Raw genomic sequence first — 21,754 nt, 5'->3', positions numbered from 1 at the left:
GAGTCGGCAGCGTACATCCGACGCCGCCCATGTGAGAGACCCTGCCTCGCCGGGCGGGTTACTGCCCGATTATGTCGGTACCCTTGTCCGTTCCGACAATGGCGAAGGAACAAATTCCGATAAACAATCCGTTATCGACCACGCCCGCGATCCTGTTCAGCGCGGCCGCCAGCCCGTCCGGATCGGGAATGCTGCCGAAATGGCAGTCGAAAATGAAATTCTCGGAATCGGTGAAGAAAGGCTCGCCGAACTCGTCGGCGCGCAGGCGGATTTCGCCTTCGCAGCCATGTTCCTTCGCCACATCGGCCATCTTTTGCACCGTCGCCGTCGAGCCGAAGGGGATAACTTCCACCGGCAGCGGAAAGGCGCCCAGCGTCCCGACCACTTTCGAGACGTCCGCGATCACGATCATGCGATCCGAAGCCGTCGCCACGATCTTCTCGCGCAGCAGCGCGCCACCGCCGCCCTTGATGAGACGCAGCTTGCTGTCGAGCTCGTCCGCCCCGTCGACGGTGATATCGAGATGCGGGGTCTCGTCGAGATTGGTGAGCGGGATGCCCCGCGTCTCCGCCATGGCGCGGGTGCGCTCCGAAGTCGGTACGCCGACGATATCGAGCCCTTCGGCCACGCGCGCGCCCAGCGCCTGGACGAAATATTCCGCCGTGGACCCCGTGCCGAGACCGAGCTTCATGCCGTTCTCGATAAAGCCCGCCGCCTTCAGCGCCGCATTCTTCTTCTGTTCATTCGAACTCATCGGTCAAAGCCCCGCCATTGCGACATATTTCGTTTCCAGAAATTCCTCGATACCCCAGGGGCCGCCTTCGCGGCCGAGCCCGGACTCCTTGTAGCCTCCGAACGGCGCCACCTCGGTTGAAATGAGCCCCGCATTGACGCCCACAAGACCGTATTCCAGCGCCTCCGCCACACGCCAGCACCGCGCGACATCGCGGCTGTAGAAATAGGACGCAAGGCCGAAGGGCGTATCGTTCGCCATCCTGATCGCCTCTTCTTCCGTCCTGAAACGGAAGACCGGCGCGAGCGGACCGAAAGTCTCTTCCTGTGCCACCAGCATCTCCGGCGTCGCATCGGCGATCACGGTCGGTTGGAAGAAGGTGCCGCCCAGTTCATGCCGCTTGCCGCCGGTGACGATACGCGCGCCCTTCCCGGTGGCGTCGGCCAGATGCTCTTCGACCTTCTCCACACCCGCCTCGTCGATCAGCGGGCCTTGCGCCACGCCGTCCTCGAAGCCGTCGCCGACCTTCAGCTCTTCCACCTTCTTCGCGAGCTTTTCGACGAAGCCGTCATAGACCTTGTCATGCACCAGGAAGCGGTTGGTGCAGATACAGGTCTGGCCGGTATTGCGGTATTTGGAGGCAACCGCCCCTTCCACCGCCGCATCGACATCCGCGTCGTCGAACACAATGAAAGGCGCATTGCCGCCCAGCTCCAGCGCGACCTTTTTCACCGTGGAGGCGGACTGTTCCATCAGCTTCTTGCCGATTTCGGTGGAGCCGGTGAAGGTGACCTTGCGGATTTTTTCGTTGGTGGTCATTTCCGTGCCGAGTTCGCCGGCCTTGCCGGTGATGACGGAGAGCAGGCCCCTGGGCAGTCCGGCTCGATCGGCAAGTTCCGCCAACGCGAAAGCGGAAAGCGGCGTGGCGCTCGCGGGCTTCACCACCATGGCGCAACCCGCCGCGAGCGCGGGGCCCGCCTTTCGTGTGATCATCGCCGCCGGAAAATTCCAGGGCGTGATGGCCGCGCACACGCCGATGGGCTGTTTCAGCACCACGATGCGGCGGTCGCTCGTGGGTGCCGGCACGACAGAGCCGTAAACGCGCTTGGCCTCTTCAGCGTAATACTCGATGAAGGATGCCGCATAGGCGACCTCGCCCTTCGCTTCCGTCAGCGGCTTGCCCTGCTCGGCGGTCATGATGGCGCCCAGATCGTCCTGATTGGCCATGATGAGGTCGAACCATTTGCGCAGGATCGCGGCGCGCTCCTTGGCCGGGCGCACGGCCCAGTCCTTCTGCGCCTCCTCCGCAGCATCGACCGCCCGGCGGACCTCGCTCACGCCGAGCGAGGGAACCTTCGCGATCAGCTCTCCGGTCGCCGGGTTCGTCACGTCGATCGTCGCGCCATCCGCGCCAACCCACTCGCCGTCGATGTAGCAACGGTCCTTCAGCAACGCCTTGTCTTTCAGACAATCGGGAAGGGAGTTGGAGGCAGTCATGGGGAGTTCTCCAATTGGCGGGCCCGACCGGGCCACTTTCTATCGTTTCCGCCGTCAGGCGCGTCGGATAAGATTAAAACTCGTTCGAAACCTGCGCCGCGGCCATGCAGACAGAGCATTGTTAACACTCCCGCGACGAAAGCGGAAAGGGGCGACATCGAGGTGAGGATTACTCCCGAAAGCTGTTTTTCCGAAACCTATCCTCAGGCCAGGCGCCGTTTTCTCGCCGCGGCGGAGGAAGCGGGCGCGCGGATTGCCAGCTATGAGAATCCACTGGCCCGCGGTCCGTTGGGCCATGCGCTTCATCTGGACAGCGCCTGGTTCGGCCCGGCCGATGCCTCGACGGTGCTTCTCAACACGAGCGGGACACATGGCGCGGAGGGGTTCGGCGGCTCGGCGGCCCAGATCGCCTGGATCCGCGAAGAGGGCGCCGCCTCTTTGCCGCCCGGTGTCGCCATGCTCATGCTGCATGCGGTGAACCCGTTCGGCTTCGCCTGGGGACTTCGCTGCACCGAGAACAATGTTGATCTGAACCGCAATTTTCTCGACCACAATCAGCCCCATCCGGAAAATCCGCTCTACGCGGAACTGCATCCATCGCTTTGTCCGAAACGGATCGACGAGGAGGCGATCCACAAAATGCTCATGGCGGGTGCGCGCTTCATCGACCGGCATGGGCAGTGGGCGCTCGAAGATGCGCTGAGCCGGGGGCAGTACACCCATCCCGACGGCTATCATTTCGGCGGCACCGCGCCCGAATGGTCCAATCTCGCCATCCGGCAGATCGTCGCCCGCGAACTTGCCCATGCGCCGCGCATCGGGTTCATCGACTGGCATTCCGGCCCGGCGGGGGATGGCGACCTTATCCATCTGTGCTTTTCGCGGCCCGGCAGCGCCGCGCTCGACCGCGCCAAATGCTGGTGGGGCCCTAACTCGCTCGATCCGAAAACGATCGAGCGCATGTGGGGCTCGAAGCGCCCGACCAGGCGGGGCATTCTTTTCTGGGGCCTCGAAGAGATGGTGGCCCCGCATGCCAGCGTTACAGGCGCGGTCATCGAATTCCGTTCCGCACGCCTCAAGAACGATCCGGCAAAGGCGATGCGCGTCTCCATGCTGGAGCGATGGCTGCGTTTCGAGGGCGGTTTCGATGCGCCCGAGGCCGAAGGCTATTTCGAGGAGATTCGCGACGACTATGCGCCGCGCCGCCGAAGCTGGCAGGAAAACGTACTGACCAATGCACTCGCCTGCTACGAGCAGACGCTGCGCGGCCTTGGCGAGTGGACGCAGGAAGGCCTCAACAAGGCCGCCGATTAGCTTTTATCAGCCAATATCGAAATTGTAGCGGACTTCCATGATGTCGGGATGGTTCGCGAAGCCGACCGAGCGGCGTGCGTCCGCCGTGCCGCCCATGCGCGCATAGAAGCGGCGCGCCCTGTGATTCTCGGCCAGCACCCAGAGATGTGCCTTGCGATGGCCGAGGCAGGCGATCTCCTCGAAGAGATGCAGCAGCAATTCGCAGCCGAGGCCATGGCCCTGATCGCTCGACAACACGTAAAGCATTGTCACTTCATCGCCGCGCATATGGCCGAAACCGACAGGCGCCCCGCCCTGCTCCGCGATCCAGGCGATGCCATGCTGCAATGAATGCAGCCATGTCGCGCGGGTGCGCTCAAGGCTCATGCCTTTCAGAATTTCGGCGGGGAGAAGCTGGGCGTAGGATTCCTGCCAGCACGCGATCTTCAGACGGGCGAGAATGTCCTCGTCCCGCCCCGGCTCGGCCATACGGGCCTGATATCGCGAGGCGATCAACATGGGTAAAGTGTCGCCGCCCGGCGCGCCCAAGGGAAGGAAAAAATGCACCTTCCTTCCCGGGCAGCTTGCCCGAAGGGCCTTCCCGTGCGACAGAGCGGCACGCAAAATTCGAGAGACAAGATGCCCGAACGCCCTGCCCTGCTTTTCGATCTTGACGGTACGCTGGCCGATACCGCCGCCGACTTATGCGAAACAATGAATGTGGTACTGGCGCGCCATGGCCGCGAGCGGATACCCGATACGCGGGTGCGCCATCTGGTGGGCGGCGGCGCAAGGCTCCTTATGGATCGCGGCTTTCGCGAGACCGGCGAGCCGGCCTCCGATGCCCTGCTGGACCAGCTTTTCGAGGAATTTCTCGACTATTACGCGGACCATATCGCCGACCACACGCAGCTCTGGCCCGGTGTGCGGGAGCTGCTGGAAGAACTCCATGCGCAGGGCGCCGGCCTTGCCGTCTGCACCAACAAGGTTGAGCATCTGTCGCGCGAGTTGCTGCGGGTGCTCGACATCGACCGCTTCTTTCCCGTCGTGATCGGCGGCGACACGCTGCCAGTGAAAAAGCCCGACCCCGAGCATCTGTTCGTGGCGCTGAAACAGCTGGAAATCGAGCCAATTCACGCCGTCATGGTGGGAGACAGCGAAACGGACACGGCGGCGGCGAGGAATGCAGAAATTCCATGCATCTGTGTAGATTTCGGCTATCGCCGCGTATCGCTCGATGAACTGGGCGCCGACTATCTCATCAGCCATTTCGACGAATTCCCCAAGGCGCTGGAGGCATTGCTGCCGCGCCATTTCTCGCGCTAGGGGCTCCCGCCTACAGGATTTTCAGCGTGTTTTCGCCGTCCGTCAGTTCGATGTCGGCAAACTCGCACCGCCCGGTGCCGTGCTGGAAGAGGCTCACGGCGATGAGCCAGACCCGCACGATGCGCGCGGGCGGCTCGCCGACCGCCTTTGCGTAGTCGGGACGCAGGCTTTGCTCTTCCTCCAGCCATTGACCGAGCTTGGACTTGTCGGAGCGGACGACCCAATGCGTCTCCCGCTTGTCCCACCAGGGAAGCGGGCAGCGGAAAATGGTTCCTTCGGGCAGACGGCTCGACCACATATAGGTCAGGTCCTGCCCGTTCTCGAACTCCACCGCAATCGACAGGTAGTCATGGGTCGGCTGCACATCCTCGGCGAGATCGCTGGGCAAGGCATCCGCTTTCCAGCGCCATTTGAGGCGCGTCTTGTCGGTCAGCGGAAAATCGGCCGGGAATTGAAGGATGCCGACATCCTCATGCGTATCGCAGCAGATGCGCTTTACCTCTCCCTCGCGGCTTTCGCGATAGATCTCGCCGTCGCCCAGACGCCATAGATAGTGCCAGCCCTCGGGCGCGACGGCGGGCGCCTGCTGCTGGTCGCGGGCCTTGCGCACAAGGACCGGCGCTTCGCCCTCGCGCGTGCCGGCTTCCTCCGCCAGCGCTTCGAGGCCGCGCGCCGCGCCGTCGGTCCAGTTCATCACGCAAAGGCGGAATGCACCCTTGACGACGTTTCGGGGATATTCCGGGTCGAAGCGGCCCTGCTCGTCGGCCCATTCGCCGGGAGGTTTGGCAGCCAGCATGAGGGGCCCCGAGGCCGGAGCCCGAACGGTGGAGGCTTCGGACGGCGCCTTGAAGACGCGGCCGTCCTCGCCGATACGCATCCAGACGCCCACGCGCGGGCCGAAGCGCAGGTCGAGCAGTTTCGACGCCCAAATCGCACCGGCGCCGATGATGGTGATCTCCTCGCCTTCCTCGACCTCGAAGCCGGACGACACCCATTCCGCGTCCCCGCCAACGTCGATGAAACGGGCGTCCTTCAATCCCGCTGAATCCCCAACGCTTGCAAGAAGGGCCTTCATACCCGTTTCGAAATGGCCGGCATCGACGGGGAACGAGGCATCCGGGTTCATGGCCCTTGCGATGTGCCGGCCGACAAGCCGTATCAGCAAGCCGATGGTCTTCAGGGGCGAACCACCGTCAAACTCGCCCACTTTCCGGGCCGCCGTTTCTTCCGCCATGCTTTCTCCTCCCTTTTTCGCAGAAGGATAGGACGTCGGGCGGGCGGGAGAAAGGGTCCGCACCCCGCAAAGCGGGCCATGACGGCTTGACTTCGGGACTCGCAAGGCCTTATAGACGGGCTCCCGGCGCGGGGGAGCCCCCGCGACCCGCGTGGGCGGTTAGCTCAGTTGGTAGAGCACAGTGTTCACATCGCTGGGGTCACTGGTTCGAATCCAGTACCGCCCACCATTTTTCTCTCATACCCTGATGAAATAGGCGTCGAACTCGACCATTTCGCGCGTCTGCGCGTCCCGGGTGCCGTTGGCGAGGCCGTAAAGCCTCAGGCCTCTCGAGAGCGCATACTCCAGCATCTCGTCCATCAGCGGCGAGCCTTCGTAAAGCTCCACTGTCTGAAGCTCCATCTGGAGGCCGACGATGCTGTCCCAGATACCGGTCGCGCCTTCCAGCACCTTCTTCTCATATCCTTGCGTGTCGGACTTCAGGTAAATCCGCTCTCCGGGCCGCACATAGTCGCCGGCGACATTGTCCAGCCGGTGCACGGCGACCTTTTCCGTGCCGGTGCTGCGCACCATGGGAAAGGCGGAAAGATTGCGGCCGGTATTGGCCATGATCGACGAAGACTGGGAGAACTCGGAAATATTGATCTCCGCCTCGCCCTCTTCCGCGCCGATCGCCATACGCGGGGCAACCGCCCAGTGCGGATAGGCTTTTGCCTTTTCCGCCAGCTCCGCATGCGCCTGCGAAAGCGGCTCGAAGGACACCAGACGGGCGTCCCGCCGGAGCTTTAGCGTGGCTTGCCCGAATTGCCCGGTATTGGCCCCGACATCGAGAATCACGTCCGGCCGGCAATCCCGGATCAGGCGTTCGGTCAGGGCCGCATGGGTATTGCCCTTGCGGATACGGCGCAGCTCATAGCCCAGCGCCCAGGCAAGCTTCTTGTGTAACGACATACAGATTCCCCAATTTCGGGGACAGACTGCCCGCTTCCGCCGCGCCTGACAACGCTTCGGCGAATGATCTTGCGGCTCCGTCCCGGCCCCCGATCTCCTTGAAGACGGGGAGCGAGGAATGACCGGAAGGGATTCGAGTTAATCGAGCTTGCCCGTGAAACGGGAAACCTTGAGGCCGCCCTCCTTCATCGGGCCGCCTTCCCCCCGCGGCGGCGCCAAACGACGATCCGTATACCCCACAAGATTCCGGCAAGAACCAACAGGATCACAAGAATGCGCAGAACGGGAATCCACGGATATTGCGCAAAGATTTTCTTGCGGGTGTTGATGTTGAGCTGCTCCGTCGAACTATAGCCTTCCGGCATCTCCAGAATGCCCATCTCTTCAGCATAGGCTTCATAGGCCATCAGCAGCTTCTGCTTTATCCCGGGCTGTGCGGCCGAGAGATCCGTCGTCTCGCCGGGATCGGCCTCGATATCGTAGAGACGCCATTTGCCGTCGCCCATGGGCGGCAGGTTGCGGGTGATCTTGTAGCCGTCGAGATAGAAGCCCGTATTGCCGGAGACTTCGATCCCCGCCGGATCGTCCGGCCCGTAGGTGTGCGGCGCATCGCCTTTGAGCACCGGCACGAGGCTGCGTCCCGTCATGGGCCGTCTTCCCGTCGCATCCGGCGCTATGCCTACGAGTTCCAGAAGGGTCGGCGCGACATCAGTCACCATCGCGAAGGACTGCACACGCTCATGCGGAATACCGGGCCCCGCCATCACGAAGGGTACGCGCACGCCGCCACTGGCCGCGTAGAATTTGAACAGATCGCTCGGCGACGCCGCAGCATTGGCCCATTCCGGCCCGATAAAGCCCCAGCTTCCCTTCTCACCGATATTCTTCATGCCGGTGTGATAACCGTTGAACTTCATCCAGAGCGCAAGCTGCCAGTTGTCGTCGCCACGGCTGGGTTCGGGGCCATTGTCCGAGGTCACGACGAAGATCGTGTTCTCGTAGAGCCCCTTCATCTCCAGATGTTCGATCAGGCGACCGACATGGAAGTCCATCGCCTCAAGCATGCCGGCATTGACCTGCATGCGCGCGGCATAGAGTTTCTGCTCGTCCTCGTTCAGTGCGCTCCAGGCGCGCGAACCTTTCGGCATGGGCGCGAGCTTCGCATCCTTCGGCACGAGACCTTCCGCGACGGCCTTTTCGTGACGCGCTTCGCGCAGGGCTTCCCAGCCCTCGTCATAGACGCCGTCGTAATTGTCGGTGAAGTCCGCCGGGGCCTGAACGGGGATGTGGATCGCCTGAAAGGCGACATAGGCAAAGAAAGGCGCGTCGCTGTCGCCCTCGTCGATATACACGATCGCCTTGTCGACGATGAATTCCGAAGAATAGAAATCCTCGGGGAGAGCCGCGGGCTGGCCGTCTTCATACCAGGGCGCTTCCGCATAGAAAGGCATGTAGGATTTGTCTTCCCAATTGTCCGCCCCCGAGGCATCCAGCGCGAAGGAACGGTCGAAGCCGTGCGATACCGGCAGGTCGCCCTCGGCGCTGCCCAGATGCCATTTGCCTGTCATATAGGTCCGATAGCCGGCTTCCTTCAGATAGTCCGCCAGCGTCGCCACGCCCGGTTCCAGCGAGAGCGTGTAACCCGGCTTCCCCTCCTGCTCGGGCGGAATGACCTCGGGAATGGTCGCGACGCCGTTGCGGTGATTGTCCATGCCGGTGAGCAGCATGGCGCGCGAGGGCGCGCAAAGGGGCGACGAGCGGTATTGGGTGAACAAGGCCCCGCGACCGGCCAGCGCATCGATATTCGGCGTGCGCGCTTCGCCGCCATAGACGCCGAAATCCATCAGCGCGGCATCGTCGACCAGCAGAACGACGATATTGGGCTTGCCCGGACCGGTGTCGGCGGATGCCGGTAGGCCATGAACGAACCCGGCCAGAAAAAGCGCGAGCGCAAGACGATGCATATGCGCCGTCAAAGTCGGCCACGACTTAATGTTAACCATTAACTCCTCCCCGATGCAGCTCTCCGGCGCCGGTATTGCCAACATAAGTGTCAGCGCCGTAAGTCAGAGTCAATGGAAGTCATTAATTTCAGGCCGCGCCGCGCGGTTGGTATACGGGGAAGGCGGCATTTCAGCGCCTTTCCCGCTGTATCAGAGAAGGGTCGCCACCCCCTGCGCAATGACATAGAGGCCGACCGCGATCACGAAGACGGCGAAGATCTTCGACAGAAGCTGTTTCTCGCCGGAGAGCCGCGCGGCGAGGCGCTGGCCCAGAAAAGCGCCCACCGCCCCGCCGCCGATGAGGAAGGCGGCAATGCGCCAATCGACGAGACCGGAGAGCGCATAGCTGGTGGAGGTGGTGAGACCGAACACCGTCACCGAGACGAGCGAGGAGCCCACCGCATTCAGGATCGGCATGGCCGTGACCGTGATAAGGCCCGGCACGATGAGAAAGCCGCCGCCAATGCCGAAAAAGCCGGAAAGCGCACCCACGCCCAGTCCCGCGCCCGCGAGTGGCGGCAGGAGTTGAGGGGCCGAACCGCGATCGAGATGCACATCGGGATTTCCGCCGTCGGATTTACGCAGGAACATCGACGCGCCGATGCCGGTCATCAACAGGCCGAACAAGGCGAGCAGCATGTCGCCATCGACCATCTTGCCCGCCCAGGCGCCCAGCGCCGCGCCTGCGATGCCCGCCCCGGCGAAAACGCTCGCGCAAGGCCATTTGACGGTGTGCGCCCGCGCATGCATGGCCAAACCGAAGGCGGCATTGACCGCGACGGCGAAAGCGCTGGTGCCGATGGCCAGATGGGTGGAGCCGATACCGACCACATAGACAAGAAGCGGCACGGCAAGAATGGACCCGCCCCCGCCGATCAACCCCAGCGTGAGGCCGATCAGGGCACCGGAAAAGACGGCCAGTATGTCCGGGGTGAGAAGTTCCATCGCCAAGTGCCTGCCCGAGAGTAATTCACCCCTACATATTAGTATATTCTAATGTTTATTCAAGGCAGGTGCCCCCCTCGCCTCAGCTCAGCTTTTGGTTCTCGGGCCGGTGACGATTAGAGTGGGCCGCAAATCGGCGCGAAAAGGGGCGACTCGGAGCCATGAAGGAAAAAGAACTCAGGCTGGCGCTGGTCTGTTATGGCGGCGTATCGCTGGCGGTCTACATGCACGGCGTCACGAAGGAGGTGCAGAAGCTGCTGCGCGCCTCTGCGATGTTCCACAGCGAGCCGGATCACGCCAGACGCCAGGCTGTGAGCTATGAAGACCTCAACACCGACAAGACGCGCGAGACCGATACCGAACCGCTCTATTTCGAATTGCTGCAGGCCATCGGCCAGTCGCTCGACCTGCGCGTCTTCGTCGACACGATCGCAGGGGCGTCGGCGGGCGGCATCAACGGCGTCCTGCTGGCGCGTGCCATCGCGCATGACCTGCCAATGGACAGCCATCGCAAGATGTGGCTGGAGATGGCCGACATCACCGCGCTGATGGACGAAGAGCATATGGCGGGGCCCTGGAGCAAGCTCTTCATGAAGCCCTTCTTCTGGCGCTTCACGGATAAATGGCTGACCCGGTACGCCCCCGAGTTCGAGATGCGGGAGAAGCTGCAGCTCTTCACCCGCTCGCGCTGGTTCGAGCCGCCTTTCTCCGGAAAGCTGCTCACCGGCATGCTGCTGGATGCCTGTGAGGCGATGGGAGAGCCGTCGTCGCCGGAGGCCTCGCTTATCCCCACCGGTCACCGGCTCGATCTCATCGTTTCCGTTACCGACTTTCATGGCTACAGCCAATACATCCCGCTGCACGACCCGGTGTCGATCAAGGAGCGGGAACATCGCCACGCGCTCAAATATTCCTATATCCACTACCCGACCGGCGGCATCCGCAGCGATTTCGACATGGCCCATGTGCCCGGCCTGATTTTCGGCGCGCGGGCGACCTCGTGCTTCCCCGGCGCTTTCCCGCCGGCGCGCATCGTCGAAATCGACGAGCTGATGGTCGAGCGCGAGCAGCAATGGCCCGCCCGCGACGCATTTATCCAGAGCAATTTCCGGCCGCTGGTCGCAGCGGGCGTCGATCCGGTAAGCGCTTCCTTCATCGATGGCAGCGTTCTCAACAACAAACCCTTCGCGGAGGCAATCTCGTCGGTGCGCGGTCGGCCCGCCTATCGCGAGGTGGACCGGCGCATGGTCTATATCGACCCCGATCCCAAAGGCGGCAATGTGGAACGCGCCGGGGCGCCGCCCGGCTTCTTCCAGTCGATCATCGGCGCGGCATCGGATATTCCGCGCAACCAGCCCGTGCGCGACGAACTGGCCTCGCTGCACGAACTCTCCGAACGGGTACGCCGCTACCGCCAGATCGTTGCCGCCGCGCGGCCCCATGTGACCCGCCGCGTCAAAGCGCTTTTCGGCGGCGCGACCGACGCGGAAGGGCTGACCAAGGATCAACTGGTAGAGATGCGCGAACGCGCGAATGTCGCCGCGGCGGTGGAGGCCGGATATTCCTATGACGGCTATATCCAGTTGAAAGTGGCGTCCGTTCTCGACCAGATCACCGATGCCGTGGCGGAGATGAGCGGCGCGGTGCACCACCCCAATGAAAGACTGGCGCTGGCGCGCACGGTGGAGCAATGGGCCGGCAACGAGGAAATCTTCCCCGTCGAGTGGACGGCCATTCCCGGCGAGAACAGCGCCCCCTCCAAACGCGATGCCTGGGTACGCTTCCTGCGCGATTTCGACATCAATTTCCGCATTCGCCGCTTGCGCTTCGTGATCCGCCGGCTGAACGAACTTTACGAGAGGCACAGCGAGAGCGACGGAGCAGGCATCGAAGCCCTCGACGAGTTCAAGACGGCGCTTTATGGCTGCCTGGAAGAATACCAATCCATCGCCGCCTCCCGCATGCGGATGCCGGAGCTGCAACGCATCTGCCGCGCGATCTACGATGACGGCATCGCCGAGACGCATGAAATCGAAACGCTGATGACAAGGCTCGGTCCGGCGCTCAAGCTGATCGAGATCGATACCGATGCGGATGCGGTCTTTGCAGAGAATGCGGCACGTCTGGACCCTGCCTGCCGCCACGAACTCATCGAAGCCTATGTGGGCTTCGCCTTTTTCGACGTCCTGACCCTGCCCCTCAACAAATGGCAGAATCTCGACGATGTGGACACGATCCTGGTGGACCGCATCAGCCCGGAGGACGCGACCGCGCTTCGGCAGGGCGGCGCGCAGGCCACGCTGATGGGACGGGAGCTTGGATATTTCGCCGCCTTTTTCAGCCGTAAAGCGCGTGAGAACGACTATCTGTGGGGACGGCTTCACTCCGTCGAGAGGCTGGTCGACATCGTGGCAAGTGCCGCGCCCAATGCGGTGAAAGAGGCCGGGCTCGACCTGACGCAGCTGAAGGCGCGTCTGTTGCGGGCCGTGCTGGAAGCCGAAAAGCCGCATCTGCCCCATGTCGAAGGGCTGATCTTCGAGTTGAAGCGCGACCTCAATATGCGCTACCGAGACGATGAGGCCCCGCCCGCCGGAACGCAGGAAAACCCGTTCCGGCGAACGGCGCGAAAAGATGAAGATACGCCGGAGTGATCAGCCCTTGCCGATCTCGACGCGGCGGCCGCTGGGCTTGCCGTCCTTGCCTTTCGGCATCTTCACTTTCAGCACACCCTTCTCGAAATTCGCGCTGACCTTTTCCTCGTCCACGGAAGACGGCAGCGTAAAGCTGCGCTGGAAGCTGCCATAGCGCCGCTCCACGACGCGGGCATTATCCTCTTCGCTTTCCTTTTCGTATTTCTTCTCGCCCTTCAGGGTCATCATCCCGTTATCGATGAGGAGTTCGACATCCTTCTCGTCCATGCCCGGCAGTTCCGCGGTCAGGGTGAACTCCTTGTCGGTCTCGTGGATGTCGATCTGGGGCGTAATCCGGCCGGCGCCGAAATGCCCGAGCGACGGCGTGTCGAAAAGACTGAGAGGCCGGCCGAAAGCGCGGTCCAGCATCGAATTCATCTCTTCGCGGAAAGCCGAAAACGGATCGCTGGGGAACTGAGAAGCAGGTGCCTTGTTCGACTTTTCAGTGACTTCCTTGGCCATTTTTCTTTCTCCTGTCATTCGCCTCGAATGCAAGAAAACAGCAGCCGAAATGTCGCAGCGGCTGCGCATTCCAGAGATAATCTTCGTCTTCAACGCTACAAGAGGCCACAGCTCTTGCGCATCGCTTCATTTGAGGAGGCGGCGCGGCCGGGCGCCTTGATCCAGCTCAAGATGTCTTTCCACACGGCCTCGCGTTCCTTGTCGCGCAGAAGCATGTGCCAGCCGCGTTCGACACAGCGAAGGGCCAAGGCGGCGCCGTTCGCCGCGAGCGCCCTCACCGCATGGGCCGTGGGTGGGCGCGGTACAAGCTCGTCATTCGCGCCATAGAGATAGAGAACCGGCACGGATATTTTCGGGGCGAGCCGATAGGCATCGTCCATCAGCCCCACAAGGCCGTAGACCGTCGCAATGCGCGTTTCCTTGATGACCAGCGGATCCCGCCCCAGCCCGCGCAGCATCTCGATATTGTCGGACGGCATGATACCGAGCCCCTGCCCCGACAGGCGCCGGTCCGGTGCGACATGCGCCGCCGTCCAGAGCGCCGAGCGATAGAGAAGGTTCATGGAACGCCAGCCCCATACCGCGGGCGCGGCGAGGATGAGACCGTCGATCTCCGGCGCATCGGGGCGCGCGGCAAGGTTCATCGCCACCGCGCCTCCCATGGAGGCTCCCATCACATAAACCGGCAGGCCGGGATGGCGGGTCCGCAAGAGCCGAACCATGGTCGTCGCGTCGCGAACCATCGCCTTCCCGCCTGCCCAGTAGCCATGCCCCGGCGCGCGCCCGAAGCCCCGCTGGTCATAAGCGTAAAGCGCGATGCCCTGCGCGGCGAACCAGGGGCCGGGGCCGGGCGCGGCGAAGGCGTTCGAATAATCGTTGAAGCCATGCAGCGCGAGAATGACGGCGCGGGGATTGTCGGCCTTGAAGACGCGTACCGGCAGCCAGGCGCCGTCTTCCATGCGCGCGGCGAGCCCCGCACCCGTTTGCGTCAGCACGGGGGCCATCGCCGCGGGGCCGACCGTCATGCGGGTCGGCGCGCAGGCCGCGAGAACGGCACAGGCGATGAGGCAAAGAAACGGTCGGAGGCAGCGCATATCCGCACTCTACCCCCGACCGCCATTCCGTTTAAGCACTCAGAACGTCAGGGCCGCCTGAATGTAGAAACTCCGCCCCGGCTCGTTCACCTGCACCACCGTCGGGTCGAACCCGTTGGAGCGGCTCAGATAGCTCGCATAGGTCTGGTCCAACAGGTTGGACACGCCGCCCTTGAGTTCCAGACCGGTTACGGGCTGCCAGCTCGCAAAGAGATCCAGCACCGCATGACCGGGGGTCTCCTGCGCGTCGAGACCGGCACCCGTAAGCGGGTCGGTATCGGCCCTTGTCTGGTTTGCCGCCCAGCCAAGCCGCGTGCCCACCTGCCAGACCGGCTGCTCATAGACCACTTCCACAGAGCCGCTGAGCGGGGCGATCTGATAGAGCGGGCGATCGTCGGTCAGGTTGGCGCCATAGGTGTAGGACGCGGTCGCATTCGCCTTCCAGCTTTCGGAAAAGCGATAGCTGCCGGACAGGTCGACACCGGCCAGCTCCGCATCCACATTGCGATAGATGCTGGCGCCGTCAGAGCGGAGGACGCCGGACTGGCCGCGCGCAAGATCGCGGCTGATGAAATCCTCCACCCGGTCGTACCAGATGCCGCCGGTAAGCCCCCAGGGGCCCTCGCCCGCCGTCAGACCGGTATCGAGCTGATAGTGCTTTTCCGGCTTGATGGCGGGATTGCCTACCCAGTTATTGGCGGGCGCCATGGCGGAATAACGCACGATACCGCGCTCGGTCGCATCCGCCGTGCGGACGGCGCGTGCCGCCCCGATCCAGCCCGAAGCTTTCCCGAAATCACGGGTGAGCCGCGCAAAGCCGCTCACATTGGTTTCCTGCCTGTCGGTGTCCGTGACGCCATAATAGGCGGCATAAAGCTGGCGCGCGGTGAGAGCGCCCATGCCGCCGGGCAGCCAGTCCGCCCGCTTCGCCTCCACGGAGACGAGGTCGGCGCGTATCCCAAGCTTCAGGGCGGTGACTTCGTCCATCGGGGCCCCATACTCACCGAAGAAGCCGGTGTCGCGGATGAACATATCGGGCCATGTGTAGTTGGAGATCATGGTGGGCGCCCCGCCCATCATGTTCATGCGGCTTTCGGCATTCCGGTTGTTGGTGCGGTGATCCACCCCCACCGTCAGCATCCCGCCCATCGCATCGAAACCGGCGGCGACGCGCCCGCCATAGGTGTCCGAATTGGCATCGGTTCTCATGGTCATCATGCCCGGCGTGCGCAGGGAATAATTGTCCATCAGATGTTCGACGAAACTGCCGTAAGCGGAGATTTCCAGCTTCGCGAGGAGGCTGCCTTGGTCGAAATTATGGTCGAGGGAGGCCTTCACGGTGCGTGCCGCCGTCCAGGGACTGTCCATGCCCGCGCCCGCAAAAAGCGCATCCTCCACGATGTCCACGTCGCTCGACAGCGAGAGGACGGAACGGTTGCCGTAGCGCCAGCCCGCTTCGAGGCCACCGCCATACTGATCGAAGGCGGACCGCACCTCGCGTCCGTCGCCGTCCTCATAGTTTTCGGCGCGTTTGGCATTGGCGAAACCGCGCGCATAGGCGCCGCCGAGACCGTACCGGGCCTGCGCCGACACAAAGCGCGTGGCGCCATTGCTTTCGATACCGCCCTCGATACCGCCGCCGGGGCCTTCCGCGATGTCATAAGGGTCGGCCCGGTCGATGCTCACCGTGCCGCCCGGCGCGGGCGGACCGTCCGTCACGCTCTGATAGCCACGCGCCACCGTGACGACATCGTCGGGCAGCAATGCGGAAAGCGATGAGGGCGGATCCATGCGGTTGGGGCAGCCGCCGAACACATAGGCACCGTCGGAGATGACGGCGATATTGTCCTGCGTCAGGCCGCGCAAGGAGATTTCATTGCCGTGGCCGCCGAAACGGCCCGAGGTTACGCCTTGAAGGCGGGAGAGAAACTCACCGGCATCGCGCGGCGCCGGGCCGGTCGTGTCGGCGGGCGTCATCCTTTCCAGCGGACCGGGAAGCGCCCGGTCGCCCTCGATAAGGATGGGCGTGCTTGTCGGCTCTTCGGCGCGTGCATGGGTGACGGGAACGGCGAAGGCGATGGCCAGCGCCGCGGGCGCAGCGGCGGCGCGCAACGCAGCGCGGCGCCCTGCACGGAAATGTGCAAGAGACATGATCTTTTTCCTGATGTGACTGAAGCGATCGGGGAAACAGCTTCAGCCGGCAGGAGGTCCCCTGGGCGGCAGCGGCGGTGAGGCGGCCTGCTCATGCAGGATGGCGACTTCGTCGCGGAGGTCGAGCGGCTCTCCTCCGCCGAATATCGCCTCCGCCACAGGCAGGGACGGCGACAGGAACAGCGAGGCCGTGACCATCGGCGCACAGACCGGCGAGAGATGGTCTTCCGTGTCCGACTGATCGTCGAGCGGCTTTCCCGTCGCCGGGTCGAGCTTGATGATCTTGAGGCCCGCGCCCGTGCAGAGCACGATCCGGTCCTTGTAGAAGCCGGGGGCGAGGATTTCCGCATCGTCGCCGGAGGCGTGGATGGCGGCAAAGCTCGGCAGAATGAAGGTGACGAGAAGGAGAGCGAGCAGGATGCGCTGGGCAAGGCGGCCGTGGCCTCCCTTTCCTCCTGCATGCACGCTCGTTTTGCCAGCGGATAAACGCATTCCGTCCCCCATCGGATTATCTACTAGGCAAAGGCGAGGGATTTGTCAAAACCGTCACGGGCGGCGCGTCGCCGCACCCGCCCTCAAAGCCGGGCGCGAACCTCGCGCTTCAGCACGGGCAGCAATTCACGCTCGAACCACGGGTTTTTCCGGATCCAGGCATTGTTCCGCCAGGACGGATGAGGCAGCGGGATAGCTCCCGGTCCGTATTCGCGCCAGTTCATGACGGTTTCGGTCAGGCTTTTCCGCTTCGCCGCGCCCAGATGCCAGCTTTGCGCATATTGACCGACCAGCAGAAAGAGGTCGATCTGCGGGAGATGCTCGAAAAGCCGTGTCCGCCATTGCACCGCGCATTCTGGCCGGGGCGGCAGGTCGCCGCCTTTCGCATCCTGCCCCGGGAAGCAGAACCCCATGGGCACGATGGCGACGCGCGACGTGTCGTAGAATTCCTCTTCGCCGACGCCCATCCAGTCCCTCAGCCGATCGCCGCTGGGATCGGTAAAGGGGACGCCCGAGGCATGAACCCGCGTGCCCGGCGCCTGTCCGGCAATGCAGATGCGGGCGGAGGCCGATACCCGAAGAACGGGACGCGGCTCATGCGGCAGTGGGCTCTTGCGCGGATTGTCCACACAGACGCGGCAGGCCCCGATTTCTTTCGTCAGCCGATCGAGCTTGCTCATGCAGGAAACACCCTACTCAGGCCACCCATTATAAAGATCGAGCAGTTCGTAAACGGGCTTCCCTTCCTCCCGAACAAAACGGCCATCGCCGACACTCGTCATCTTACATTCTAAAGGCGTATCCCCCAATGCCACCGACGCCCACGGATTAAGGATTAGATTTAGGTCTCTCTGACCAATTTCCCAAAATCCAAGATTCCGAGCCGCGAGCACACCGCTCACTTGAGCATTGCCTGGCTTATCGAGCGTGCCGAACATCCCATCAGGCAATCGAGTCGAGTACGCTTTTTTCTTCCCATCTGGAGTCAAAATCAGCTGCGCTGCCTTACCCCCAAAGAGAGCGTCTTCAAAATCATCGTAACCCGCCCCCAAACTGAGAGCATTAATCGCGACAACAAATGGCTCTTCTAGATCGCCATACCTCTTTCGTTTTCGTTCAAAAGCCGTTCGGACATGCTCTTTTGTAGATGACCATCCTCCTTCTGTCCTCGCAGCAATCGCGCCGCCGGTATCCTTACCCCTATCTTGCTGCTTACGAGGAAGGGGGATGACTTCAATTTCACAATCGGCTTCCCGCAACAAAAGATGCTCTCCACCATCTCCTGCCAAGATTGCTTCGTAGCTGAGCCCTGCAAGCCACTGTTCTACCTTCTGCTTTACCGCTTTCGCTGACACTTGCTGCGTCGGTACACCTTCCACTTCCACCCAAAGGTCGAAGTCTTCGCTATCTACGCCGTCAATAGCATCAAACAGATCGTCGGTCCTTCGCCCATCTCCAACCTTCTTGAGATTGAGGCCCGCAATTGTAGCTTCTAACCAAAACGCTTCTCCAGACGCAGTCCTCACCAAAAAATCCGGTTGTTTTTCAATAGCTGAGCCGATGGGCGGCAATTCCACTTCGTGCCCTGCTCTGATCAACAGTTCATGGAGCAGCAGCTCAAATTCCGCTCCTTTATATGCAATCGGGTTTGCAGATTTTAGGCGACCTACCAATTCTGATCGCTGGGGATCAGGATATTTCTCTAAGCAAGTTTCGACGAAAGTTCGAACGCGCTCAGCTTCGGGCCGGTTGGAGAGGTTTGTGTACTCGTACACAGACATCCCCGTTTTTCGAGAATCCTCTAAAGTCCTTTCGAATTCGTCGAACAGGATTCCCATCTGCCTGCTAGCTCGCGTCTTTAATGAGGTTTCGGCCGATGATGACCTGTTGCACCTGGCTGGTGCCCTCATAGATGCGGAAGATACGCACGTCGCGGTAGAAGCGCTCGATGCCGTAATCGGCGACATAGCCCGCACCGCCGAACACCTGCACGGCGCGGTCGGCCACGCGGCCCACCATCTCCGAGCAGAAGAGCTTGCAGCAGGACGCCAATGTGCCGACATCCTCGCCCGCGTCGCGGCGGCGGGCGGCGTCCATCACCATGCAACGGCCCGCATAGGATTCCGTCTTGCTGTCGGCCAGCAGCGCCTGAACGAGCTGAAGATTGCCGATGGGTGCGCCGAACTGCTTGCGCTCGGCGGCGTAGGCGACCGATTCCTCGACCAGCCGGTCGGAGACGCCGACGCAAACGGCGGAGATGTGCAGGCGGCCGCGCTCCAGCACCTGCATGGCGGTGACGAAGCCCTTGCCTTCCTCATCGCCCAGCAGGCACTCGGCAGGGATACGCGCATCGTCGAACACCACGTCGCAGATATGCGCGCCCTGCTGGCCCATCTTCTTTTCCGGCTTGCCGATATGGATGCCGGGACAGTCGGACGGCACGATAAAGGCCGACACGCCCTTGGCGCCCGGCCTGGAAGGATCGGTGCGCGCCATCAGCGTGAAAAGCCCGGCCTTGTTCGCATTGGTGATGTAGCGCTTGGTGCCGTTGACGATGTAGTGGTCGCCGTCGCGAATGGCCGTCGTCTTGAGCGAGGCGGCGTCGGAGCCCGCTTCGGGCTCGGTCAGCGCGAAGGATGCGATCACCTCGCCGCTGGCGATTTTGGGCAACCAGTATTCCTTCTGCTCCTGGCGGCCATGCATGACGATGCCCTGACTGCCGATGCCGACATTGGTGCCGATGACCGACCGGAAGGCGGGAGAGGTCCGGCCCAGCTCGAACATGAGCAGGCACTCTTCCTCCATGGTAAGGCCGAGGCCGCCATATTCGGTGGGGACGGAAATGCCGAAAAGGCCCAGTTCCGCCATCTCCGCGACGATCTCCGCCGGCACCTCGTCGTTTTCGGACACTTGAGCCTCGATCGGGCGCAAGCGCTCTTCCACAAAGCGGCGGACGGATGAAATGAGCTGTTCGCGGGTTTCGGCGTCGAGGGCCATGGCGTTCCTGCTTCCCTGAAATCTGTTGTCTGGCGGGTCGGGCAGGAATTTAGGTCAAGGCCTCGGCAGGGTCAAAGCGAGGAATAGCGGAGGTGCAGGAGGCCTGCCGTTTCCGGCTCAGGGAGACAGCGGATCGTCGTCCAGAAAGCCGGGCCGGGTATCGTCATATTTCATCGAACAGCCCAATATGCGATCCGTCCGCTCGCCGTCATAGGACAGAGGCATATAGACGCCCTCGGTCCTCATGATCCTGTCGCCGGCCCCCAACATGGTGCCAGCCGCGGCAAACGGGCGGCGCTCCGAAGCTATGTAGCTATAGAAGCGGAACAATTCCCGGGAGAGTGTCGGGTTGTCGGGATACGCATCGAGCACACGCCTGCCGCCGCTGTTGACGCCGAAGCTGATGGCAACCTGTTCGCCGAAGAGACGGTAAGTGAGATCGAAGGGATCGTGATCGACCTGCAACAACAGCAGGTAAGGCATGATGCGGGCAAATTCGGCAGGCTTCAGATCGTCGGGGCTCGGCATGTGCCGGTCGCCGCGCTTTGCTTTCCAGTAGGAGAGCATCTCCAGGCAAACCGGTTCATTCAGCTCACGGAGCCGAATGAAGGAGACGCCGTGAACCCGCTCAAGTTCGCTCTGTCCGGTTTCGTGCCGTTCAAGTGCCGCTGCCATATCCATAGCCCGCTCGACCCGATGCATCTCGACCGAAATGCCTGACGGAAATTCTTCACCCAATGCGCTAAGAAAGTATTGAGACAGGCGCGCTAAAGCCCGATTCAGTGGCCGGAAAACAGGCTTCGCTCTGTCAGATCGTAGGATGAGCAGCAGAATATGCGGTCCGTCCTCGTATCATCGTAGGACAGCGGCATGTAAAGCCCCTCGAAAGGGACCTTTTCGCCCGATCGGCCGTTCAGCACGCCGCCCGCCGCATAGGGACGTTTGTGTTCCGCCACGGCGCGAAAAAGCTCGAACATCATCGAGCCCAGGCCCGGATTCGTTTCGTTCAGCGCGCGCACCTTCATTCCGCGAAACGGCCCGCCATGCACCTCCGCGATATCCTCTCCCAGAATGCGGTAGGTAAGATCGAACTCCGGTTCCCAGTGAACCTCGACGATCTGGAGATGCGGCAGGTAACGCGCGAACTCCGACGGGCGCAAATCGTCGGGACTCGGCATGTGCCTGTCGCCTCGCTTTTCCTTCCAGTAGTCGAAGACCGCAAGCACCACCGGATCCTTCAACGATTTGAGGCCGATCAGGCCCGCGCCCTCCTGCCCTGCCTCTTTCGTGAATTTGTACGGATCGTAATCAGCCATGTCAGAGTTACCCACATACCGCCTTCCACCCCGGGGACTTCTGGAAGGCTATCGTTCCTGCTAAAAGCCCATTCATCGATATCACAAATACCGGGCAGCAGTTTATCGCATGAGTGTAAATACGAACCGGCTCGCCGGATACCGGACCTGGGACGGACACGATCCGTTCGAGGATCACGCAGGCCCCTTCTACTTTCGCAAGACCGAGGACGGCGACGTCGCCTGCGCCTTCGAGGCAACGGAAAAGCACTGCAATGGCGGCGGCTTCCTTCATGGCGGCCTGCTGATGACGTTTGCCGACTTCTCGCTTTTCGCCATCGGGGAAGCCGCGCTGAACGGTCCCGCCGTTACCGTTTCCTTCAACGCGGAATTCACCGCCGCCGCTACGGCAGGCGACTTCATCGAGGCGCGGGGCGACATCGTGCAAAATACCGGCAGCATGGTGTTTCTGCGGGGGCAGGTTTTCACGCGCAAGGAAATCGACGGCGATGTGCGGGAACTTCCCTTGCTGAATTTCAGCGGGATCGTGAAAAAGCTCAGAAAAAAACCTATATGAGGGGTGGTCACGAC

Annotated in this window: 20 protein-coding genes and 1 tRNA gene; 5 read left to right on the top strand and 16 right to left on the bottom strand. The window is 62.4% G+C overall.

Translation table 11 applies throughout. The features are described from left to right. Positions 1-58: 58 nt before the first annotated feature. Together rpiA and FHS78_RS11560 are read right to left on the bottom strand one after the other, a co-directional pair. On the bottom strand, positions 59-754 hold the full coding sequence (gene rpiA / locus FHS78_RS11565) for a ribose-5-phosphate isomerase RpiA (protein WP_167094373.1): 696 nt from the start codon (positions 752-754) through the stop codon (positions 59-61). A 3-nt stretch (positions 755-757) separates the two neighbouring features. Further along, on the bottom strand, positions 758-2,230 hold the full coding sequence (locus FHS78_RS11560; RefSeq protein ID WP_167094371.1) for an NAD-dependent succinate-semialdehyde dehydrogenase: 1,473 nt from the start codon (positions 2,228-2,230) through the stop codon (positions 758-760). Between the two features lie 162 nt (positions 2,231-2,392). Here FHS78_RS11560 and FHS78_RS11555 point away from each other — a divergent pair, with 162 nt between their 5' ends. Continuing rightward, complete coding sequence (locus tag FHS78_RS11555; RefSeq protein ID WP_167094369.1) at positions 2,393-3,544, top strand: DUF2817 domain-containing protein; 1,152 nt, start codon at positions 2,393-2,395, stop codon at positions 3,542-3,544. Positions 3,545-3,550: 6 nt separating this feature from the next. Here the strand turns inward: FHS78_RS11555 and FHS78_RS11550 are convergent, their stop codons facing one another. Next, positions 3,551-4,042: a GNAT family N-acetyltransferase gene (locus FHS78_RS11550; RefSeq protein WP_167094367.1), complete on the bottom strand. Its 492-nt coding sequence runs from the start codon at positions 4,040-4,042 to the stop codon at positions 3,551-3,553. Between the two features lie 120 nt (positions 4,043-4,162). Between FHS78_RS11550 and gph the strand changes: the two genes are divergently transcribed. Beyond that, the gene (gph, locus tag FHS78_RS11545) at positions 4,163-4,849 is read left to right on the top strand and encodes a phosphoglycolate phosphatase (protein ID WP_167094365.1); all 687 of its coding nucleotides are present in this window, start codon (positions 4,163-4,165) and stop codon (positions 4,847-4,849) included. A gap of 10 nt (positions 4,850-4,859) precedes the next feature. On the opposite strand, the gene FHS78_RS11540 is transcribed toward gph, so the two are convergent. Continuing rightward, positions 4,860-6,083, bottom strand: coding sequence for a DUF3047 domain-containing protein (locus FHS78_RS11540; protein WP_167094363.1), 1,224 nt, complete (start codon positions 6,081-6,083; stop codon positions 4,860-4,862). 153 nt (positions 6,084-6,236) lie between these two features. Between FHS78_RS11540 and FHS78_RS11535 the strand changes: the two genes are divergently transcribed. After that, a tRNA-Val gene (locus tag FHS78_RS11535) sits at positions 6,237-6,312 on the top strand. An 8-nt stretch (positions 6,313-6,320) separates the two neighbouring features. On the opposite strand, the gene FHS78_RS11530 is transcribed toward FHS78_RS11535, so the two are convergent. From FHS78_RS11530 to FHS78_RS11520, 3 genes are all read right to left on the bottom strand, one after another. After that, positions 6,321-7,034, bottom strand: a complete 714-nt coding sequence (locus tag FHS78_RS11530) for an FkbM family methyltransferase (protein WP_167094360.1) — start codon at positions 7,032-7,034, stop codon at positions 6,321-6,323. A gap of 185 nt (positions 7,035-7,219) precedes the next feature. Further along, complete coding sequence (locus FHS78_RS11525; RefSeq protein ID WP_205305291.1) at positions 7,220-9,037, bottom strand: arylsulfatase; 1,818 nt, start codon at positions 9,035-9,037, stop codon at positions 7,220-7,222. Between the two features lie 150 nt (positions 9,038-9,187). Next, entirely contained in the window at positions 9,188-9,982 is a 795-nt protein-coding gene (locus tag FHS78_RS11520; protein ID WP_167094358.1) for a sulfite exporter TauE/SafE family protein, read from the bottom strand. Between the two features lie 161 nt (positions 9,983-10,143). Here FHS78_RS11520 and FHS78_RS11515 point away from each other — a divergent pair, with 161 nt between their 5' ends. Further along, positions 10,144-12,633, top strand: a complete 2,490-nt coding sequence (locus FHS78_RS11515; protein ID WP_167094356.1) for a patatin-like protein — start codon at positions 10,144-10,146, stop codon at positions 12,631-12,633. On the opposite strand, the gene FHS78_RS11510 is transcribed toward FHS78_RS11515, so the two are convergent. The 9 genes from FHS78_RS11510 to FHS78_RS11470 all read right to left on the bottom strand — a co-directional run bounded on the left by FHS78_RS11510 (position 12,634) and on the right by FHS78_RS11470 (position 21,184). After that, positions 12,634-13,134, bottom strand: a complete 501-nt coding sequence (locus FHS78_RS11510; RefSeq protein WP_167094354.1) for an Hsp20/alpha crystallin family protein — start codon at positions 13,132-13,134, stop codon at positions 12,634-12,636. It lies immediately after the preceding gene. Between the two features lie 95 nt (positions 13,135-13,229). Beyond that, positions 13,230-14,228 carry an alpha/beta hydrolase gene (locus tag FHS78_RS11505; RefSeq protein ID WP_246220458.1) on the bottom strand — a complete coding sequence of 333 codons (999 nt, stop codon included), beginning with the start codon at positions 14,226-14,228 and terminating at the stop codon, positions 13,230-13,232. 39 nt (positions 14,229-14,267) lie between these two features. After that, a complete protein-coding gene (locus FHS78_RS11500) occupies positions 14,268-16,379 on the bottom strand; it encodes a TonB-dependent receptor domain-containing protein (protein ID WP_167094352.1) in 2,112 nt (703 codons plus the stop codon). Positions 16,380-16,421: 42 nt separating this feature from the next. Continuing rightward, positions 16,422-16,871, bottom strand: a complete 450-nt coding sequence (locus FHS78_RS11495; protein WP_167094350.1) for a hypothetical protein — start codon at positions 16,869-16,871, stop codon at positions 16,422-16,424. An 83-nt stretch (positions 16,872-16,954) separates the two neighbouring features. Further along, positions 16,955-17,551, bottom strand: a complete 597-nt coding sequence (locus FHS78_RS11490; protein ID WP_167094348.1) for a uracil-DNA glycosylase family protein — start codon at positions 17,549-17,551, stop codon at positions 16,955-16,957. A gap of 12 nt (positions 17,552-17,563) precedes the next feature. Further along, a complete protein-coding gene (locus tag FHS78_RS11485) occupies positions 17,564-18,709 on the bottom strand; it encodes a hypothetical protein (RefSeq protein WP_167094346.1) in 1,146 nt (381 codons plus the stop codon). A gap of 7 nt (positions 18,710-18,716) precedes the next feature. Then, positions 18,717-19,868 (bottom strand): acyl-CoA dehydrogenase family protein, encoded by a 1,152-nt coding sequence (locus FHS78_RS11480; RefSeq protein WP_167094344.1) that lies wholly within the window; start codon positions 19,866-19,868, stop codon positions 18,717-18,719. A gap of 117 nt (positions 19,869-19,985) precedes the next feature. Next, on the bottom strand, positions 19,986-20,543 hold the full coding sequence (locus tag FHS78_RS11475) for a PAS domain-containing protein (protein WP_167094342.1): 558 nt from the start codon (positions 20,541-20,543) through the stop codon (positions 19,986-19,988). Positions 20,544-20,647: 104 nt separating this feature from the next. Continuing rightward, entirely contained in the window at positions 20,648-21,184 is a 537-nt protein-coding gene (locus FHS78_RS11470; RefSeq protein WP_167094340.1) for a PAS domain-containing protein, read from the bottom strand. 109 nt (positions 21,185-21,293) lie between these two features. Here FHS78_RS11470 and FHS78_RS11465 point away from each other — a divergent pair, with 109 nt between their 5' ends. After that, the gene (locus FHS78_RS11465; protein WP_167094338.1) at positions 21,294-21,740 is read left to right on the top strand and encodes a PaaI family thioesterase; all 447 of its coding nucleotides are present in this window, start codon (positions 21,294-21,296) and stop codon (positions 21,738-21,740) included. Positions 21,741-21,754 lie beyond the last annotated feature (14 nt).

It is taken from the genome of Parvibaculum indicum (assembly GCF_011762095.1).
GTDB classification, from domain to species: domain Bacteria; phylum Pseudomonadota; class Alphaproteobacteria; order Parvibaculales; family Parvibaculaceae; genus Parvibaculum; species Parvibaculum indicum.
Note: the sequence above shows the minus strand (reverse complement) of the source record. Positions and strands in the feature narration are given on the sequence as shown.

Bases quoted from the DNA above. Each gene is read 5' to 3' on its own strand.
- FHS78_RS11520 (WP_167094358.1), bottom strand. From the start codon at position 9,982: ATGGAACTTCTCACCCCGGACATACTGGCCGTCTTTTCCGGTGCCCTG.
- FHS78_RS11525 (WP_205305291.1), bottom strand. From the start codon at position 9,037: ATGGTTAACATTAAGTCGTGGCCGACTTTGACGGCGCATATGCATCGT.
- FHS78_RS11530 (WP_167094360.1), bottom strand. From the start codon at position 7,034: ATGTCGTTACACAAGAAGCTTGCCTGGGCGCTGGGCTATGAGCTGCGC.
- FHS78_RS11485 (WP_167094346.1), bottom strand. From the start codon at position 18,709: ATGGGAATCCTGTTCGACGAATTCGAAAGGACTTTAGAGGATTCTCGA.
- FHS78_RS11515 (WP_167094356.1), top strand. From the start codon at position 10,144: ATGAAGGAAAAAGAACTCAGGCTGGCGCTGGTCTGTTATGGCGGCGTA.
- FHS78_RS11495 (WP_167094350.1), bottom strand. From the start codon at position 16,871: ATGCGTTTATCCGCTGGCAAAACGAGCGTGCATGCAGGAGGAAAGGGA.
- FHS78_RS11500 (WP_167094352.1), bottom strand. From the start codon at position 16,379: ATGTCTCTTGCACATTTCCGTGCAGGGCGCCGCGCTGCGTTGCGCGCC.
- FHS78_RS11490 (WP_167094348.1), bottom strand. From the start codon at position 17,551: ATGAGCAAGCTCGATCGGCTGACGAAAGAAATCGGGGCCTGCCGCGTC.
- FHS78_RS11550 (WP_167094367.1), bottom strand. From the start codon at position 4,042: ATGTTGATCGCCTCGCGATATCAGGCCCGTATGGCCGAGCCGGGGCGG.
- rpiA (WP_167094373.1), bottom strand. From the start codon at position 754: ATGAGTTCGAATGAACAGAAGAAGAATGCGGCGCTGAAGGCGGCGGGC.
- FHS78_RS11510 (WP_167094354.1), bottom strand. From the start codon at position 13,134: ATGGCCAAGGAAGTCACTGAAAAGTCGAACAAGGCACCTGCTTCTCAG.
- FHS78_RS11465 (WP_167094338.1), top strand. From the start codon at position 21,294: ATGAGTGTAAATACGAACCGGCTCGCCGGATACCGGACCTGGGACGGA.
- FHS78_RS11560 (WP_167094371.1), bottom strand. From the start codon at position 2,230: ATGACTGCCTCCAACTCCCTTCCCGATTGTCTGAAAGACAAGGCGTTG.
- FHS78_RS11540 (WP_167094363.1), bottom strand. From the start codon at position 6,083: ATGGCGGAAGAAACGGCGGCCCGGAAAGTGGGCGAGTTTGACGGTGGT.
- FHS78_RS11475 (WP_167094342.1), bottom strand. From the start codon at position 20,543: ATGGCAGCGGCACTTGAACGGCACGAAACCGGACAGAGCGAACTTGAG.
- FHS78_RS11470 (WP_167094340.1), bottom strand. From the start codon at position 21,184: ATGGCTGATTACGATCCGTACAAATTCACGAAAGAGGCAGGGCAGGAG.
- FHS78_RS11480 (WP_167094344.1), bottom strand. From the start codon at position 19,868: ATGGCCCTCGACGCCGAAACCCGCGAACAGCTCATTTCATCCGTCCGC.
- gph (WP_167094365.1), top strand. From the start codon at position 4,163: ATGCCCGAACGCCCTGCCCTGCTTTTCGATCTTGACGGTACGCTGGCC.
- FHS78_RS11505 (WP_246220458.1), bottom strand. From the start codon at position 14,228: ATGCGCTGCCTCCGACCGTTTCTTTGCCTCATCGCCTGTGCCGTTCTC.